The organism is Streptomyces flavochromogenes (assembly GCF_000717595.1).
GTDB lineage: Bacteria > Actinomycetota > Actinomycetes > Streptomycetales > Streptomycetaceae > Streptomyces > Streptomyces flavochromogenes.
In genome coordinates this window covers 49,527-66,268 of record NZ_JNZO01000004.1, presented here as the reverse complement: position 1 = coordinate 66,268, position 16,742 = coordinate 49,527, and the positions used below count along the sequence as shown (strand labels likewise).

Genomic DNA, 16,742 nt, shown 5'->3' with positions numbered 1-16,742 from the left:
CCGGAACGGCCACTGCACGGTAACGAATTGACCCATGTGGTTTCAGCCACCTAAGTTCTGCGTAAAGCTTGCTCCACAGGGACAGGCTCTCCCGCTCGCATACCCAGTCCTTGGGGGGACAAAGTGAACTGGTACCTCGACGTCATCAAGAAGTACGCGGTCTTCAACGGCCGGGCACGCCGCCAGGAATTCTGGATGTTCGAGCTGTTCAACATCATCATCGCGATCGTGCTCGCCATCATCGGCGTGATGCTCGACTTCTCGCTCCTGAGCACGCTGTACTCGCTGGCCGTCTTCCTGCCGTCCCTCGGCGTGACCGTCCGCCGTCTCCACGACACCGGCCGCTCGGGCTGGTGGATCCTCATCGGCCTGGTGCCGCTCGTCGGCTTCATCGTCCTCATCGTCTTCGCGGCCACCGAGGGCGACCAGCACGAGAACGCGCACGGCCCGAACCCGAAGCTGGCCCCGGCCTACTGACGATTCCGGCCCTCGACGGGTCCCGACCTGCCGAAGGTCCCGGCCCGCTGAAGGCCTCGTACGCGCATGCGGCCCCCGGAGGATTCCTCCGGGGGCCTTCCGCATGCCGGAAGACCTTCCCTCGATCCGCCCCGGTCAGATCGGCGCGCGCCGCAGTGCCGCATAGAGCCGTCACGGCGCGTTCGCCCGCGCCGCCTTGTGCAGGATGGCGCACGACCGGGACCGGAGGCCCCGCCTAGCCTCGCCGCAACGGCACCAACGAGGGGCGGTACCACCGGTGAACTGGCACATCCACGACTACCGCGAGAGCGATCTCGCCGCCGTCGTCCATCTGATCGACACGACCGCGGAGCTCGGTCAGGAGTCCGTGTTCTCGCTGGCCGAGTGCATCAGCGCCCTGACCACCCGACAGCCCGCCGTGGTGGCCGTCCACCAGGGGGTGCCCATCGGCGCCGCGCTCGCCTCCGTCTCAGGCGAGCGGGCGTGGGTCATGCGGATCGCGATCTCCTCGGCCTGGCGCGGCCGCGGCCTCGCCAGCGCGCTCCTCGTGGAGCTGGAGCGCCGGCTGGTCGCGGCCAGGGTCGGGCGGATCGCGTACGTCCTGCCGGAGGAGGAACTCCTCGGCGAGGGTCTCCTCAACGCCGGGTACACACGTCAGCCGGCCGTCGCGTACTTCGAGAAGGTGGAGCCGCTGCACGGTCCTGCCGCCGGGCTCCTCGACGATCTGGGCGGCCGGCTCCTGCCCGGCGACCTGTGGGCCAAGGTCGCCGGCATGGAGCGGGAGAAGGATCTGATCGAGCGCCGGGTGGTGCTGCCGCTCGCCGAGCCGGAGCGGGCCGGCCGGCACGGGGTGCGGCCGCCGCGCGCGGTCTGCCTGTTCGGTCCGCCGGGCACCGGCAAGACGACGTTCGCGCGGGGGATCGCCTCCCGGCTCGGCTGGCCGTTCGTGGAGATCCTGCCGTCCCGCCTCGCCGACGAGGGGAACCTCGCCACCGCCCTGCGGTCCGCGTTCGCGCGGATCGCCGAGCTGGAGCGGGTACTCGTCTTCATCGACGAGGTCGAGGAGATCGCACCCGTTCGCACAGAGCCCGCGCAGCCCGGTGGCATGCACGGGGTGACGAACGAACTCCTCAAGCTGATACCGGGGTTCAGGGAGCGGGACGAGCGGCTGCTCGTCTGCGCCACCAACTCGATCCGCTCACTGGACCCGGCGTTCCTGCGGCCCGGCCGCTTCGACTACCTCATCCCGATCGGTACGCCGGACAAGGCCGCGCGGGCGGCGATCTGGGCCCGCTACACCGACGGCAGGACGGACGTCGACATCGACGAACTGGTGCTGGCGAGCGACCTGTTCACCCCGGCCGACATCGAGCACGCGGCCAGGGTCGCCGCCCAGGCATCCTTCGAGCGGGATCTGCTCGCCGTCGGCGGGCGGGGCGGCGAGGGTTCGGCGCCCGGTGCCGGCACCGCGGACTATCTGGCGGCCATCGGCGAGTGCCGGCCGACGGTCACCCCGGAGATGGTCGAGCAGTTCGCCTCGGACATCACCACGCACGCACGGATCTGAGGGCGAACGTCTGGCGGGCGGCGTCCAGTTCGGCCCGGTCGGGCGGCTGGGCGCCGGCCCGGGAGACGGTGACGGCCGCCGCCGCGCCCGCCCTCTCCAGAAGCCTCGCGAGGGACTCGGCGTCGAGGGTGCCCAGGGCGTCCCGCTCCCACCCGGCGAGGGTGTCGAGGACGGCGGACATGAAGGAGTCGCCCGCGCCGACGGTGTCGACGACGGTGACCGGCGGCGCCTCGGCGGCGACCGTGCGGTGGCGGGTGACGGCGAACGATCCGGCCGCTCCCAGCGTGACGAGGACGACGGCCGGGCCGAGGCCGAGCCAACGGGCGGCGACCGCGCGCGGATCCTCCCCCGGGTACAACCAGGCCAGGTCCTCGTCGCTCGCCTTGACCAGGTCGCTGAGGGCGACGCAGCGCTCGACGCGGGTCACGGCCGACGCGTGCTCCCCCATCAGCGCGGGCCGCACGTTGGGGTCGTAACTGACGGTGGCACGCTCCCGCAGCCGCTCCGTCTCGGCGAGGACGGCGGCCGCGCCCGGCGCGGTGACGGCGGCGATCGAGCCGATGTGCACATGGCGGGGCGCCAGGTCGGCCGGCGCCCCGCCCTTCAGCGTCCAGGCGATGTCGAAGCTGTACGAGGCCTGCCCGCGCGCGTCGAGGCCGACGGCCGCCGACGGGGTGCGTTCGGGCACGTCCCCGACCTCCACCCGTACGCCGCCGCCCGTGAGATGGGCCTCGATGAGCCGGCCGGCGGGGTCGTCGGCGAGCTGGGTGAGCAGGGTGACGTCCCTGCCGAGCCGCCCCAGGCCGTAGGCGACGTTGGCGGGGCTGCCACCCGGGTGGACGCGGTCGGCGGCGTCGGAGCCGGCCGGGGCGCGGACGATGTCGGCGACGCACTCGCCGATCACCAGGAAGGACATGGGTCAGATGGTACGTGGCTCCGTGCCGCGCCGGGGCGGGGGCCCGGGCGAGCCCCGGCGCGGAGCAATATCGTGGTCACGAGCGCTCCCGTACGACGTCCGGGAGCGGCGGTCGACACGGAACGACGACGACCGACGGCGAAGGCCGCGAGGGCAAGGCGACGACAGGGGGACCGCTCCGGTGGAGCAGTACGAGGGACTCGAGCTGATGACCGTCACGCGGACCGAGGAGCTGGAGGCGTGGCTGGAGAGCCACCATGCCGACCGGCCCGGGGTCTGGCTGAGGATCGCCAAGAAGGGCAAGGGGGGCGAGTCGCTGACGAATCCGGAGATCCTCGACTGCATGCTGTGCTTCGGCTGGATCGACGGACAGCGCAAGGGCGGCGACGGCTCCTACTACTTCCAGAAGTACACGCCGCGGCGGTCCCGGAGCCTCTGGTCGCGGGTGAACGTCCGCAAGGTCGCGGTGCTCACCTCGGCGGGCCGGATGCGTGAGCCGGGCCTCGCCGAGGTGCGGGCCGCGCAGGCCGACGGCCGGTGGGAGTCCGCGTACCCGTCGCAGGCGGAGGCGACCGTACCGGACGACCTCGCGGCGGCACTCGCGGCCGACGAGGGGGCGCGGGCCTTCTACGAGGGGCTCGGCAAGACCGATCAGTACCTGGTGATCATGCGGCTGTGGCATGCCCGCACCGAGAAGGGGCGGGCGCAGCGTCTCGAACGCATGGTGGCGAAGCTGGCCGCGGGCGAGAAGGTCCGGTGACACGCGCCCGGTGAGCGCCCGGGGTCGGTGCGATCAGCGGCTGCGGCGGTAGAGGACCTGGTGGGCGTCGTACTCGACGAACGAGGAGACGTGGGTCATGCCGACGGCCTCCAGGAGCCGCCGGGAGCGGTGGTTCGCCTCCTGCGTCAGCGCGACCACGCTGGGGGTGTCGCGGAGCGTCGCCTCGACGACGGCGGCGACGGCCTCGCGCGCGTAGCCGTGCCCCCAGTGCTCGGGCAGGAACTGGTACGAGACCTCCGTCTCCCCTTCCCGTGCCGCGGGTTCCACCGTGACGAGGCCGAGCAGGACCTCGTCGACCGTCCGTACCACCGCGTACACGCCGGGCGCCCCGGCGACCCGCCGCTGCCGGATCCGTACGACCTGTTCGGTGACCGGCCCGCCCAGATGACGCCTGACCTCGGGGTCCGTCCACAGCCGGGTGACCGCCGGCACGTCGGCGGCGCGTACGGGGCGCAGCAGCAGCCGCTCCGTGGAGAGGGAGGCGGTTCCCGGTGTCGGGGCTGAGATCGACGAGGCGGCCATACGTCCGATCATCTCAGGACCCGGCACCCGGCCGTCGGACCGGCCGTCGATTCGGCCTAGGACGAGGGGCGGACGCGGGTCCGGTCTCCGGGCCGAGGTGCGGGCGGGGACGGCGGCACCAGGATGACGCTCATGCGAATCGGAATTCTCGGTACAGGAAATGTGGGACGTGCGCTCGCCTCGGCGTGGGCGCGGGCCGGCCACGACGTGGTCCTCGGATCACGTCGTCCGGACGCCCCGGAGCTGCTCGCGGAGCTGAAGGAACTCACCGCGTCGGGATTACGGGTCGACGGCCCGGCGGGAGCGGCGGCGCACGCCGAGGTGCTGGTGAACGCCACCCCGGGCACGGCCTCCGTGGCGCTGCTGCGCACGATCGGCGCGGAGGTGCTCGCCGACAGGATCATCCTCGACGTCGGGGTCGGCTTCCTGGAGGACGGATCGCTCTCGCATCCGGGCGTCAGCCTGGGCGAGGAGATCCAGCAGGCGTTCCCGGAGACGCGGGTCGTGAAGACGCTCTGCACGATCGACCGGAAGGTGATGATCGCGCCGGACTCCCTGGAGGGCCCTGCCACGGTGTTCCTCTCGGGCGAGGACGCGGAGGCGAAGAAGGTGGTGCGCGGTCTGGTCGGCGATCTCGGCTGGGCCGACGACGCGCTGCTCGACCTGGGTGGGATCGCGACGGCGCGGGGCCAGGAGAACTTCGCCCTGCTGTTCATCGGGATCGCGGGGGCGACCGGCACCTACGAGTTCGGCGTCCGGGTCGTCCTCCCCACCTCGGGCGGGAGCGGCCTCGACCACTAGCCGTTCCCCCGCCGGCGCCCGCTCCGGCTCAGTCCGCCATGCGTCGTGTGAGCGCGGCCAGGGCTCCGGGCCGCCGGCCCGGGACGCGCTGCCGCAGGGCGATGAGCAGGGGGCCGAGGGCGCGGGCCCGCGCCCGGTCGCCGATCCTTTCCCACTGGTGGTGGGCCCGGTCCACGGCCCCTTCGACGTCGCCGTCGTCCGTGCGCTGCCCCAGCGCGAGCCGGGACTCGGCGGCGGCGAGCCACAGTTCGCAGCTGCGGGCGGCTTCCCCGGCGAGGCGGGCGAGGTCGGCCCGCACCTCCGTCCAGTGGACGGCCTCCGCGGACCGGGGCCCGTGGCGGCGCAGGGCCTCACGCTCCCAGGCCGCTGCCACCGCCGCCGCCTCGCCGTGACGCCCGGCCATCGCGGCGGCCAGGATCGCGGGATGCGGATCCTGCTCCACGACCGGTACGGACGCGGGGGCGGGTGCCAGGAGGAACGCCTCCGGCACGGCCGCGGCGGCCTGGGCGGCGGACTCCGCGTGGAGCGTGGCGTGGGGGAGGCGGGCGCCGGAGCGCCAGAGTTCCGCCCAGGACCGCAGATATGCGGGGGCGAGGGGCTCGCCCCTGCGCGGGGCGGGGGTCACCCTCCCGTAGAGGGTCGGGCCGGGGCCCAGGTACAGGAGGTCGGGTGTGCCGGTGAGGCGCTCCCATACGGCGGGGTCCGCCGCGAGGTCCGCGACGACCGTCGTGGTGCCGGGGGCGCGACCGGCGAGTTCGGCGGCGAGCCAGTGCCAGGGCAGCGCCGTGTAGCGGAGGGTCGCCGGGGTGGTGCGGGCGAGGGCGAGGTGGGGCAGCTGCTGGCGACGGTCGAGATGGAGCTGCCCCGCGAGGCAGAGCACGAGCGGGCCCGGGCTCGCCGCGGCGGCTCGCAGGCGGGTGAGGACGGTCTGCGGGTCGAGCGGATCGGCGAGTTCGACGAGGGTGGCGGTGCCGGTTCCGGTGAGGACGCCGGGCGGCACGGCGGCGAGGGCCGGCAGCACGGACGCGGCGTCCATGGCGCGCCCGCGCCCGGCAGGCGCCGCGGCGAGCAGAAAGGCGGTGCCGGTGGAGGCGCTTCCCGGAGCACCGGTACGGGCCTGAGGCATCACACCCGCCGCTCCGGTCACTCCTGCCGCTTCCGCCATACTCGTACGCATCCCACCCGTCACACCCGTAACTGCCGTACCCGAGAATCCCGTCGTGCCCTTCCCCGTCCCCGTACCCGCCCCGCCCGTGACCGCCGCGCGCGTGCTCACCGTGCCGATTCCGTCGTCGTTCACCACCCCCGCACCGTAACCCGTCGTGCGGCGGCCGCTCCCCGCTGGGCCTTTGACATATGCCAGAAGCACCACCGGATCGAGTGTTGCCAAATCCCTTACGGGTCGTCCCGGGCTGTGCAACAGTCGTATGCGGGCCTCACTTTCACACCTGGCCTGGCCATGCCGCGCCTGTATCGGAGTACGACATGCCGTCCCCACTGTTCGCGGATCACCCCGCCCAGCAGCCGGAGCCGGGCGCGGTGGACGCGCTGATCTCACAGACCCGCCGCCTGCGCGGCGAGCTCGTCGCCGTGCGCCGGGAAGCCGTGGTGAACGACGACGACCCCCAGCAGCGCTGGCAGCGCGCCCTGTGCGACCTGGCCGTTCACCAACTCGACGACCTCGGAGCTCACTTGGGCCAGCTCCGCGCGGGCGTCCCCGAGCAGGTCGTCACCGAGGAGCCCGCGGAGACGATCCCCGACACCGCGCTCCCCACCGACCCCGGCACCGCGTACGGCGAGATCGCCCCGCAGCGCACCGGCTCCCTGCTCTCCCGCGTCGGCAGCGCCGAGTGGAACCTCCTGACCGACGAGGTCAGCTGGTCCGAAGAGCTGTTCCAGATCTTCGGACGTACGCGCGAGAGCGGTCCGATGTCGCTGGACGAGATGCCCACGATGGTCTTCGTGGAGGACCAGTCCGTCCTCCAGGGGATGGTGACGGACTGCCTGATCGACGGAAAGCCGATCGACGGCGAGTTCCGGATCGTACGGACCGACGGTCGCGTACGCACCGTGCACATGACGGGAGAGCCCGTCCTCGACGCCGACGGCTGCACCGCCTCGATGTGGGCGGTGCTCCGCGATGTCAGCGAACTGCGGCGCAGCGAGCGGGCCGTCCGCGAGAGCCGGGACAGCCTTGAGCGCAGCCGCCACATCGAGCAGACCGAGCGACGAGTCGCCGTCGAGCTCCAGGAGGCCGTGCTCCCGCCGTGGCGCGGTTCGCTCCGCTTCGCCCACGACGGCCCCGCCCCGCTGGACGTGGCCGCCCACTACCTCCCGGCCGCCAGCACCGGTCTGATCGGTGGCGACTGGTACGACGCACTGGCCCTGCCCGACGGGGACGCGCTGCTCACCGTCGGTGACCTGACGGGCCACGGGGTCGCCGCGACCTCCTCGATGGCCATGCTCCTCGGCGCGCTGCGCGGCATGGCCGTCGCCGGGATCCGGCCCGCCGCTCTGATGGGTCATCTCAACCAGCTCCTGGAGACCTCCGTACAGCCGGCGCTGGGCAGTGCGATGTGCTGCCGCTACGACCCGGTCGCCCAGACACTGACCTGGGCGCAGGCCGGCCACCCCGCACCGCTGCTGTTCCGCGACGGGACGGGGCACGTCCTCCGGCGGCCCGAGGGCGTCCTCCTCGGGGCCACGACCGGGGCCGTGTACGGCGAGGCCGAAACCCGGTTGATCCCCGGCGACCTGCTGGTCCTGCACACCGACGGCCTCACCCGTGGCAGCGGTCCTGACGACGACACGGGCACGCGACGGCTGCTCGCGCTCGGCCGGCGGCTCATCGGGGCGCGGGACGCCCAGGACGGTGTGCGCGCGGTGGTCGAGGAGTTCGGCGAGGAGCGGCGCGAGGACGACGCCTGTGTGATGGTGGTCCGGGTCGGACACTGAACCATCGGGCGCCGACCGGGCGCGGGGCCCGTCGTGAGACCGCGGCCTTGCGCACCGGCGCGCCACGACGCTGTGGCACGGCAGCACGATCACGGGCGACCCACTCTGCCGTCGACCATCGTGACCCTCGGCTGCTCGGACGTCGACAGCCGGGTCGCCGACTGCCTCTCCGCGACGGCCCGTTGACGACCGCACGCTTCGGCCGCACGTGGGGCTCCCCCACCCGGCCCCCGGCGCTCGGCCGGCTCAGGCCTGCCCCGTCCTCGGCCGGTTGACCGGGGACCTCGGCAGAGCCAGTTCGATCTCCTCGCGAAGGTGCTCGATCCTCGCGTAGCCCGCGTACTGCCCGGTCAGCCGGTACATCTCGCGGAGCCGGTCCCACGTGCGGTGGGACGAGGTCTCCCCCATGGACATCAGCGCGAGCCGGGCGTACCGGTCGGCCTGCTCGGGATCGTCGGCGATGAAGCAGGCCGAGGCGAGCGAGATGTGGTCGAAGAGCTTCGAGCGGTCGTGACCGCCGCGCCGCAGTTCGAGCGCCAGCTTGGCGTGACGCTGGGCGGGTACGGCCGCGGCCGGGTCGTGATCCGCCAGGGTGCGGTACGCGAGGGCCTGCATGCCGTGCATGTCGGCCTCGTCGAAGTTCTGCATCCAGCTGGGGTTCTCCTCGTCGCGCCGGTCGGACACGAACAGGTCCTCGGCCTCGCCGAGGGTGCGGCGCATGGCCTGGCCCCGGCCCATCGAGGCCTGCGCCCAGGCCTCGATCGTGTGGAACATGGCGCGAGTCCTGGGCAGGACGCGTTCACCCGAGCCGTCCTTGGCGAGCTTCATCAGGTCGAGGGCGTCGTCGGGCCTGCCCAGGTGCACCATCTGGCGGGCGGCACGGGACAGCGCCTCGCCGGCCCTCGGCCGGTCTCCGCCCTCACGGGCCGCGTGAGCGGCGATCACGAAGTACTTCTGCGCCGTGGGTTCGAGGCCCACGTCGTGGGACATCCAGCCGGCCAGGACGGCCAGGTTGGCGGCGACGCCCCAGAGGCGTCGCTGGAGATGGTCGGCGTGGCGGTAGGCGAGCATGCCGCCCACCTCGTTGAGCTGGCCCACCACGGCCTTGCGCTGGAGTCCGCCACCCCGGGAGGCGTCCCAGGCACGGAACACCTCCACCGAGTGCTCCAGTGCCTCGATCTCCTCCGACCCGATGGGGGCGGCCTCGTAGCGGTCGAACCCAGCGGGGTCGGCGTGGAGGGGATCGGTGGCCCGTTGGGGAGTTCCCTGGCGAGCGGGGTCGGTCTGCAGCCAGTCGTGCATGGCATTGCTGAGTACGGAGCCGGCGGCAAGCGCGGCACCCGCGCCCACCAGGCCGCGTCGGTTGAGCATGAGGTCCATTCCCGTGAATTCGGTGAGGACCGCCGCCGTACGATCGGGTGCCCAGGGCAGCCCGTCAGGGTTCTCCGTCTTCCTGACGTCCTGCTGCTTTCCGCTGCGCCCGTGTCGTACGAACCCGAGGTCCTCGATGGTCACGACACGGCCGAGTCGCTCGGTGAACAGTGCTGCCAGCACCCGGGGGACGGGATCGCGGGGGGTTTCGCCCCGGTCGATCCACCGCCGCACCCGCGAGGTGTCGGTCGCCAGCTGGGGGTGGCCCATGGCCGCCGCCTGCCGGTTGACGAGTCTCGCGAGTTCGCCCTTGGACCATCCGGCCAGGCCGAACAGGTCTGCCAGGCGGGTGTTGGTTTGTCCGGTCACGTCTAAGCCCCCAGGTTCTCGGCTGAGTTGACAGTAGCCCTCTGTCATAGGCCTGGCGACAATTCGCCAGGCTTCGCCAGGGTGCGCGAGATGTTCCGCCACCCGCGCCCGGGTGTCAGGTAGGAACGCGCCACCCCGCCCCGCCGACCGGCCCTCATTCCCCAGGGTGCGGACCGGGGGCGGGCGGGGCGACGCACGCAACTCGTCGGCACACGAAGGGATCTGTCACCTCCATGTACACAGCATCGTCCTCCGTGTCCGCCCCGCCCCGGCCGCAGCACCGCATCGTCCCGGCCGGCGCCGGGCCCTACCTCGCTCCCGCTCCGCAGGCCGTACGGCCGCGGCGCTGGGCGGCCGGCACGGGTACCCAGCCGATCAGCGGGAGAATCGATCTGTCCGGCCCTCAGGGGGCGCAGCTGAAGATCGCGATCGCCTCCGTCCACCGCATCTGCCCGGAGTTCAACCCGGTCCAGGTGCTGCGGCGCAGCGGGCGTTCCGTACTGATCGTCGGAACGACCGGGCGGACCACGGCGGTCGCGAAGTGTTTACTGGACCACTCCCCCGCGTGGGTCGAGCGGTTCCGGCACGAGATAGCTTCCTACCGCTCCTTCGTCCGCCACCGTCCGCCGGTGCGCGCGCCACGGCTGATCGCGGCCGACCCGGAGAACTGCACGCTGGTGATCGAGCGGATGCCCGGGCGGGCGGCGGCGCTCTCGCGCCACCCCGTCGAGGCTCCGCCCCGCGCCGACGTGCGGGCCGCGCTCGGCGCGATCGCCCGGCTCAACGCGTGGCGGCCGCCGGCCGGGACGTTCGACGCGCCGCTGGACTACGGCACCCGCATCGCCCGCTACCACGAGCTCGGACTCTTCACCGACCGGGACCGGGACGACCTGCAGAAGCTGCTGCACGGTCTGGCGCACGCGGGTGGCCGCCAGGGCATGGGGCAGTTCTGTCACGGTGACGCCCTGCTCTCCAACATCCTCCTGTCCCCCGCCGGACCGGTCCTCGTCGACTGGGAGCACGCCGGCTGGTACCTGCCCGGCTACGACCTGGCGACCCTCTGGGCCGTGCTCGCCGACGCGCCGCTCGCCCGGCGTCAGATCAGTCAACTCGCCCAGCAGGCGGGCCCGGCCTCCCGGGACGCCTTCCTGGTGAACCTGATGATCGTGCTGACTCGGGAGATCCGGACCTACGAGACGGCGGTGCAGCGCACCATGAAGGAGGCTCCGCCGGCCGGTTCCGTGCCGGTACCCACGGGCGCCCTCGCACCCGGTGAGGAACAGCGGCTGCTCCTGAGGCGGCTGCACGACGACTGCGCCATGGCACGGCGGGCCGTGCGCGCGGCGGTCGGGACGCGCTGAACGGGCGGGCCCGACCGACGACACGGGGGGGGTGCGCCGTGCGCCCGGTGCCGACACACCGGGACGCGGCGCACTGGCGTCTCCGCCCTCGGGCGGGGCGCGCCAATGGTCCACTCCACTGACGCGTCCCAGGCCCGGGACCCGTCTCGGCGAAACTCCGACGGATGGCCTCCATTCCCGCTCTGACGTGGGAACTTCCCTTCGCGCGAGCGTGATTGACGGATCGTCCGGGAGCCGATACCCCTGTACGGGTTCGGTCCCGCACGCCCCGGTGTCACCCCCCGCCCCTGGAGGCTGCCTTGCTCCGTTCCGCGTCCCCCAGACGTACGCCGTCCGGTCGTCTGCCGAAGACCCTGGGCGCCCTCGCGTCCGCCGCCCTGTTGCTCCCGCTGTTGTCCGCCGCCCCGCCGGCCGGTGCCGAGGCGCCCGAGGCGGGTGCCCTCCAGGAACAGTTCGCGCGGGCGGCCGCGCGCCACGGCGTACCGGAGAGTGTCCTGCTCGCGGTGTCGTACCTCCAGTCGCGCTGGGACGCCCACGGTGGTGCGCCGAGTGTGACCGGTGGCTACGGGCCGATGCATCTGACGGACGCGGTGACGGCGCTGGCCGAGGCGCCTCCGCACCACTCGGACGGTACGGAGGACGCGCGCGGCGACTCCTCTCGCACCGTGCGCTCCGGCGCGCACTCGCCCGAGCCCGCCCCCGTCCCGGCCGACGGTTCGCTGCCCACCCGGCTGCGGACCCTGGACCGGGCGTCCGCGCTGTCCGGGATTCCGGCCGAGGAGCTGCGGACCCGCACGGCCGCGAACATCGAGGGCGGGGCGGCGCTGCTGGCCGCCGCGCAGCGGGAGTCCGGGCGTCCGGCGAGCGCGGACCCGGCCGACTGGTACGGGGCGGTGGCGCGGTACTCGGGCGCCGACGACTCGGCGACTGCCGCCCGGTACGCGGACGACGTGTTCGACGTGATCCGGTCCGGCGAGTCGCGGCTGACGGACAGCGGGCAGGTGGTGACGCTCGCGGCAGCCCCGGAGGTCGCGCCCGACACCGCGCAGGTCGCCGGTCTCGGCCTGCGCCGCCCCGCCGACGGTCCCGTGGAGTGCCCGCGCACGGTGGCCTGCGAGTGGATCCCGGCGCCGTACGAGGAGTTCGGCGACGGCGACTACGGCAACCACGACAAGGGCGACCGGCCGGTCTCCCAGTCGATCGACTACATCGTCGTCCATGACACCGAGGCCACCTGGGACGTCACCCTGAAGCTGGTGCAGGACCCGACGTACGTCTCGTGGCAGTACTCGCTGCGCTCCTCCGACGGGCACATCGCCCAGCACGTGGCCCTCAAGGACGTCGGCTGGCACGCGGGCAACTGGTTCGTGAACGCCAAGTCCGTGGGCCTGGAGCATGAAGGCTTCCTCACCGCGCCGGACTCCTGGTACACGGAGGCGATGTACCGGTCGTCGGCGCGGCTCGTGCGGTATCTCGCCGCCCGGTACGACATCCCTCTCGACCGGCAGCACATCCTGGGCCATGACAACGTGCCGGGAACGGTGACGTCCACGATCAAGGGCATGCACACGGACCCGGGGCCGTACTGGGACTGGGCGCACTACTTCGAGCTGCTCGGCCGGCCGATCACGCCGAGCGCCGGTCCCCGGGCCGGCGTGGTGACGATCCGGCCCGACTTCGGGTCCCACCGTCCGGTCTACACCGGGTGTGTCGCGGCCGGCGAGGCGTGCGCGCCGCACGGCAGCGGGGCGGTGCGCCTGCACACCGGGCCGAGCGCCGACGCGCCCCTCGTGAGGGACATCGGGCTGCGGCCGGACGGGCAGGAGTCGACCACCGGGGTCAACGACACCGGGGCGCGTGCGTCGACCGGGCAGAGCTACGCCGTGGCGGAGCGCCGGGGCGACTGGACGGCGGTGTGGTACCTCGGGCAGAAGGCCTGGTTCCACAATCCGGCGAAGGAGCCGACCGCGGTGAACGCACGGGGTCTCGTCCTGACGCCCCGCGAGGGGCTGGCGTCGGTGCCGGTGTACGGGAGGGCGTACCCGGAGGCCTCGGCGTATCCGGCGGGTGTGCCGGTGCAGGCGGTGTCGCCGCTGCCCTACCAGCTGCTCGCGGGGCAGCGGTACGTGGTGGGCGACCGGACCCCGGGCGAGTACTTCTTCGCGCCGGTGTTCGACAGCAGCGGGCACACGGTCGTCCGGGGGCAGGAGGAGTACTACCAGATCCAGTTCGGCCACCGGGTGGCCTTTGTGAAGGCCGCCGACGTGCGGGTTTCCCAGTCCTGACGGAGGCATGGCCGAAAGCTGCGGGGTGGTGCCGGACGAACGATCCGGCACCACCCCTTCGGCGTTCATAGGACTATTCGGGAGATCGCGTGCGCCGTACGGGCGACGGGTAAAGGTGGGCCGGACACAGCCCATGCTCACCGGAAGGCCCCCCAGCGAATGCCTCAGCCCTTCGTTATGCCGGATTTCTATGTTCCGTATCCGGCGCGGCTCAATCCCCATGTGGAGGCAGCCCGCGCGCACACCCGTGACTGGGCGCGGGAGATGGGGATGCTGGAGGGTTCGGGCGTCTGGGAGCAGCACGACCTCGACTCGCACGACTACGCGCTGCTCTGCTCGTACACCCATCCCGACTGCGGAGAGGAGGCCCTCGACCTCGTCACCGACTGGTACACCTGGGTCTTCTTCTTCGACGACCACTTCCTGGAGATCTTCAAGCGGACCCAGGACCGGGCAGGCGGCAAGACGTATCTGGACCGGCTGCCGCTGTTCATGCCGGCCGACCCCGCGGCGGGCATGCCCGCGCCGACCAACCCGGTCGAGGCGGGACTCGCGGACCTCTGGCGGCGGACCGTTCCCTCCATGTCGGCGGGCTGGCGGGTGCGGTTCGCGGAGGCGACGGAACACCTGCTCTACGAGTCGCTCTGGGAGCTCGACAACATCAACGACGGGCGGATCGCCAACCCCGTCGAGTACATCGAGATGCGGCGCAAGGTGGGCGGTGCCCCCTGGTCGGCGGGGCTCGTCGAGTACGCGGCGGGGGCGGAGGTCCCGGCCCAGGTGGCGTACTCCCGGCCGCTGCGGGTGCTCAGGGACGCCTTCTCGGACGCCGTCCATCTGCGCAACGACCTCTTCTCGTACCAGCGCGAGGTGGAGGACGAGGGCGAGAACAGCAACGGCGTGCTCGTCCTCGAGAAGTTCCTCGGCTGTACGACCCAGGAGGCGGCGAACGCCGTCAACGACCTGCTGACCTCACGGCTCCAGCAGTTCGAGAACACGGCCCTCACCGAAGTGCCGCCGCTCGCCGCCGAGAAGGGCCTCGACGCGGCCGAGTGCGCGGCCGTCGCGGCGTACGCGAAGGGGCTGCAGGACTGGCAGTCCGGCGGCCACGAGTGGCACATGCGCTCCAGCCGGTACATGAACGAGGGCATGGTCGGCGGCCCTTCGCACCTCGAAGGGGTCCTCGGCACCTCCGCACTCGACATCCGCACGCTCTTCGGGCGCCCGGCGGCGTCGCGGCTGAGGGCGCTCACCCACGTACCGCACCAGCGGGTGGGGTCCTCCCTCCTGCCCGAGTTCGACCTGCCGTACCCGCTCACCCTCAGCCCGCACCACGCGGAGGCGCGCCGGCTGTCGCTCGACTGGGCCGAGCGGTTCGGACTCCTGGACGACCTCTGGGACCGACCGATGGCGGAGGGCTTCGACCTGGCGCTGTGCTCGGCCGGGCTCGACCCGGACGCCACCCTGGAGGAGCTGGAGCTCAGCGCCGAGTGGCTGACCTGGGGGACGTACGGGGACGACTACTACCCCGCCGTCTTCGGCCGCTCGCGCAACCTGCGGGGTGCCAGGGAGCAGACCGACCGGTTCAAGTCCTGCCTGCCGCTGGAGGATCCGGCCGCGGGCGCGGCGCTCGCCGTGAACCCGATGGAGCGCTCGCTCGCCGACCTCTGGGCCCGGACCGCGGGCCCCATGTCGCCGGAGGCCCGCAGCCAACTGCGGTACGCGCTCGACGTCATGCTGGACAGCTGGCTGTGGGAGCTGCACAACCAGGCGCAGCACCGGGTTCCCGACCCCGTCGACTACATCGAGATGCGCCGCAGCACCTTCGGGTCCGAACTGACCATGCTGATGTGCCGGTTGAGGCACTCCGACGTGCTGCCGCCGGAGCTGTACCGCTCGGGGACCGTACGCGCCCTGGAGAACGCGGTCATGGACTACGGGGCGCTGATCAACGACCTGTTCTCGTACCAGAAGGAGATCGAGGTCGAGGGCGAGGTGCACAATGGCGTCCTCGTGCTGCAGAAGTTCTTCGACTGCGACTACCCGACGGCGGTGGCCATGGTCGACGACCTGATGCGAGGCCGGCTGCGTCAGTACGAGCACCTCAAGACGCGAGAAGTCCCCTTGCTGTACGCGGACTTCGGGCTCGACGCGACGGGGCGTGCCGCGTTCGAGGCATATCTGCGGGAGTTGGAGGACTGGCTCGCGGGCATCCTGAACTGGCACCGGAAGGTGCGGCGTTACGCGGCGGAGGACGTGCACGCGGGCAGCGGTACGGTGCTGCTGCGGCGCGGGCCGACCGGTCTCGGCACCTCGGCGGCCCGGATCGCGGATCTCCTTGGGCCGGTCAGGGTCTGAGACGGCGTGTGGAGCGGCCCCCACGGGCCGCTCCACACGCCGGCGGTCAGCTGTGCCGTCCGCGCAGCTCGTCGAGTTCGCGGCGGTCTCGCTTGGTGGGGCGTCCGGCGCCCCGGTCCCGCACGGCGGCGACGGCCACGTGCTCGCGCGGCGGCGGGGGCGGGCTGTTGTCCACGTACGCCTCGACGGCGACCGGTGGGCCGACCCGCTTGGTGTGGAGCTCCTTGACCTCGACGATCCGTTCCCGCCCGCCGTGGAAGACCCGGACCTCGTCGCCGGGCTTCACCGCCTGGGCGGGCTTGGCCCGTTCGCCGTTGACCTTGACGTGTCCTGCCCGGCAGGCCGCGGCGGCCTGGGCACGGGTCTTGGTGAGGCGGACCGCCCAGATCCAGCTGTCGACGCGTGCGCTCATCGGCCCCCGCTTCCCCGTCAGCCCTGCTGGAACAGCTCGGCGGGGAGCGGCTTGAGCAGCGCGTACAGGTCGTCGGTGATCGGCCGGTCCCAACTGGCGATCGTGACGAGGACGTTGTCGCTGCGGTCGAACTGGACGCAGGAGATGCGGCTCTCGGAGAGCTTGAGGCGACGGACGATCAGGAGGTTGTCACCCTGCATCACAGGGACGTCCTCGGTGTCGAGGACCTCGACCGGCTCGTCGTTCTCGAGAGCGGCGAGCAGCTGGGCCACCTCGAAAGGGATCTGGCCGTCGGCGAGCTCGCGCGCCGGGGAGCCCTCGGGCAGGTTGCCGATGATCATCGCGGGGCCGCGGCCGCCGAACAGGTCGTACCGGAGGAAGACGCCCTGACAGGAGCCGTCGGGGGCGGGCAGCAGGCCGGCGCCGAGATTGCCGGGCCAGTCCCCCGGGTCCATGGCCAGGACATCGAAGTCCGGGCCCGCGGGAGTGGCGGCGCTGCGGCGGCGGAGGAAGGACATACGGCCATGGTACGTGCCCCGGCGCGCGATGCGACGCGCCGGGCGGCTC

General features: G+C 72.5%; 14 protein-coding genes. 8 read left to right on the top strand and 6 right to left on the bottom strand.

Annotation, left to right across the window (positions count from 1 at the left end; all coding sequences use genetic code 11):
• Positions 1-123 precede the first annotated feature (123 nt).
• Both IF00_RS0105440 and IF00_RS0105435 read left to right on the top strand, forming a co-directional pair.
• A complete protein-coding gene (locus tag IF00_RS0105440; RefSeq protein ID WP_030314798.1) occupies positions 124-477 on the top strand; it encodes a DUF805 domain-containing protein in 354 nt (117 codons plus the stop codon).
• A 277-nt stretch (positions 478-754) separates the two neighbouring features.
• On the top strand, positions 755-2,044 hold the full coding sequence (locus tag IF00_RS0105435; protein WP_030314795.1) for an ATP-binding protein: 1,290 nt from the start codon (positions 755-757) through the stop codon (positions 2,042-2,044).
• Here IF00_RS0105435 and IF00_RS0105430 read toward each other — a convergent pair.
• On the bottom strand, positions 2,022-2,960 hold the full coding sequence (locus tag IF00_RS0105430; RefSeq protein ID WP_030314793.1) for a carbohydrate kinase family protein: 939 nt from the start codon (positions 2,958-2,960) through the stop codon (positions 2,022-2,024). The genes IF00_RS0105435 and IF00_RS0105430 overlap by 23 nt on opposite strands.
• 208 nt (positions 2,961-3,168) lie before the next feature.
• Between IF00_RS0105430 and IF00_RS0105425 the strand changes: the two genes are divergently transcribed.
• A complete protein-coding gene (locus IF00_RS0105425; protein WP_030314791.1) occupies positions 3,169-3,720 on the top strand; it encodes a YdeI/OmpD-associated family protein in 552 nt (183 codons plus the stop codon).
• A gap of 33 nt (positions 3,721-3,753) precedes the next feature.
• On the opposite strand, the gene IF00_RS0105420 is transcribed toward IF00_RS0105425, so the two are convergent.
• Positions 3,754-4,263 carry a GNAT family N-acetyltransferase gene (locus IF00_RS0105420; protein WP_245234432.1) on the bottom strand — a complete coding sequence of 170 codons (510 nt, stop codon included), beginning with the start codon at positions 4,261-4,263 and terminating at the stop codon, positions 3,754-3,756.
• Positions 4,264-4,386: 123 nt separating this feature from the next.
• Here IF00_RS0105420 and IF00_RS0105415 point away from each other — a divergent pair, with 123 nt between their 5' ends.
• Positions 4,387-5,064 carry an NADPH-dependent F420 reductase gene (locus IF00_RS0105415; protein ID WP_425338258.1) on the top strand — a complete coding sequence of 226 codons (678 nt, stop codon included), beginning with the start codon at positions 4,387-4,389 and terminating at the stop codon, positions 5,062-5,064.
• Positions 5,065-5,092: 28 nt separating this feature from the next.
• Here IF00_RS0105415 and IF00_RS0105410 read toward each other — a convergent pair whose 3' ends face one another.
• Complete coding sequence (locus tag IF00_RS0105410) at positions 5,093-6,229, bottom strand: hypothetical protein (RefSeq protein WP_388309696.1); 1,137 nt, start codon at positions 6,227-6,229, stop codon at positions 5,093-5,095.
• Between the two features lie 320 nt (positions 6,230-6,549).
• Between IF00_RS0105410 and IF00_RS0105405 the strand changes: the two genes are divergently transcribed.
• The gene (locus tag IF00_RS0105405) at positions 6,550-8,019 is read left to right on the top strand and encodes a PP2C family protein-serine/threonine phosphatase (RefSeq protein ID WP_030314785.1); all 1,470 of its coding nucleotides are present in this window, start codon (positions 6,550-6,552) and stop codon (positions 8,017-8,019) included.
• A gap of 246 nt (positions 8,020-8,265) precedes the next feature.
• On the opposite strand, the gene IF00_RS0105400 is transcribed toward IF00_RS0105405, so the two are convergent.
• On the bottom strand, positions 8,266-9,759 hold the full coding sequence (locus IF00_RS0105400) for a DNA-binding protein NsdB (RefSeq protein WP_030314783.1): 1,494 nt from the start codon (positions 9,757-9,759) through the stop codon (positions 8,266-8,268).
• Positions 9,760-9,992: 233 nt separating this feature from the next.
• On the opposite strand from IF00_RS0105400, the gene IF00_RS0105395 reads away from it, so the two are divergent.
• The 3 genes from IF00_RS0105395 (at position 9,993) to IF00_RS0105385 (ending at position 15,763) form a co-directional block, all read left to right on the top strand.
• Positions 9,993-11,120, top strand: coding sequence for an aminoglycoside phosphotransferase family protein (locus tag IF00_RS0105395; RefSeq protein ID WP_030314781.1), 1,128 nt, complete (start codon positions 9,993-9,995; stop codon positions 11,118-11,120).
• A 353-nt stretch (positions 11,121-11,473) separates the two neighbouring features.
• Positions 11,474-13,405: an N-acetylmuramoyl-L-alanine amidase gene (locus IF00_RS0105390; RefSeq protein WP_030314777.1), complete on the top strand. Its 1,932-nt coding sequence runs from the start codon at positions 11,474-11,476 to the stop codon at positions 13,403-13,405.
• A 159-nt stretch (positions 13,406-13,564) separates the two neighbouring features.
• Positions 13,565-15,763: a terpene synthase family protein gene (locus IF00_RS0105385; protein ID WP_030314776.1), complete on the top strand. Its 2,199-nt coding sequence runs from the start codon at positions 13,565-13,567 to the stop codon at positions 15,761-15,763.
• Positions 15,764-15,809: 46 nt separating this feature from the next.
• On the opposite strand, the gene IF00_RS0105380 is transcribed toward IF00_RS0105385, so the two are convergent.
• Positions 15,810-16,175: an RNA-binding S4 domain-containing protein gene (locus IF00_RS0105380; protein ID WP_030314775.1), complete on the bottom strand. Its 366-nt coding sequence runs from the start codon at positions 16,173-16,175 to the stop codon at positions 15,810-15,812.
• 17 nt (positions 16,176-16,192) lie between these two features.
• Entirely contained in the window at positions 16,193-16,693 is a 501-nt protein-coding gene (locus IF00_RS0105375; protein WP_024757478.1) for a hypothetical protein, read from the bottom strand.
• Positions 16,694-16,742 lie beyond the last annotated feature (49 nt).

Excerpts from the sequence above, each read along its gene's own strand:
- IF00_RS0105425 (WP_030314791.1), top strand. The coding sequence starts at position 3,169 with ATGACCGTCACGCGGACCGAGGAGCTGGAGGCGTGGCTGGAGAGCCAC.
- IF00_RS0105380 (WP_030314775.1), bottom strand. The coding sequence starts at position 16,175 with ATGAGCGCACGCGTCGACAGCTGGATCTGGGCGGTCCGCCTCACCAAG.
- IF00_RS0105385 (WP_030314776.1), top strand. The coding sequence starts at position 13,565 with ATGCCTCAGCCCTTCGTTATGCCGGATTTCTATGTTCCGTATCCGGCG.
- IF00_RS0105405 (WP_030314785.1), top strand. The coding sequence starts at position 6,550 with ATGCCGTCCCCACTGTTCGCGGATCACCCCGCCCAGCAGCCGGAGCCG.
- IF00_RS0105430 (WP_030314793.1), bottom strand. The coding sequence starts at position 2,960 with ATGTCCTTCCTGGTGATCGGCGAGTGCGTCGCCGACATCGTCCGCGCC.
- IF00_RS0105410 (WP_388309696.1), bottom strand. The coding sequence starts at position 6,229 with ATGGCGGAAGCGGCAGGAGTGACCGGAGCGGCGGGTGTGATGCCTCAG.
- IF00_RS0105415 (WP_425338258.1), top strand. The coding sequence starts at position 4,387 with ATGACGCTCATGCGAATCGGAATTCTCGGTACAGGAAATGTGGGACGT.
- IF00_RS0105375 (WP_024757478.1), bottom strand. The coding sequence starts at position 16,693 with ATGTCCTTCCTCCGCCGCCGCAGCGCCGCCACTCCCGCGGGCCCGGAC.
- IF00_RS0105420 (WP_245234432.1), bottom strand. The coding sequence starts at position 4,263 with ATGGCCGCCTCGTCGATCTCAGCCCCGACACCGGGAACCGCCTCCCTC.
- IF00_RS0105395 (WP_030314781.1), top strand. The coding sequence starts at position 9,993 with ATGTACACAGCATCGTCCTCCGTGTCCGCCCCGCCCCGGCCGCAGCAC.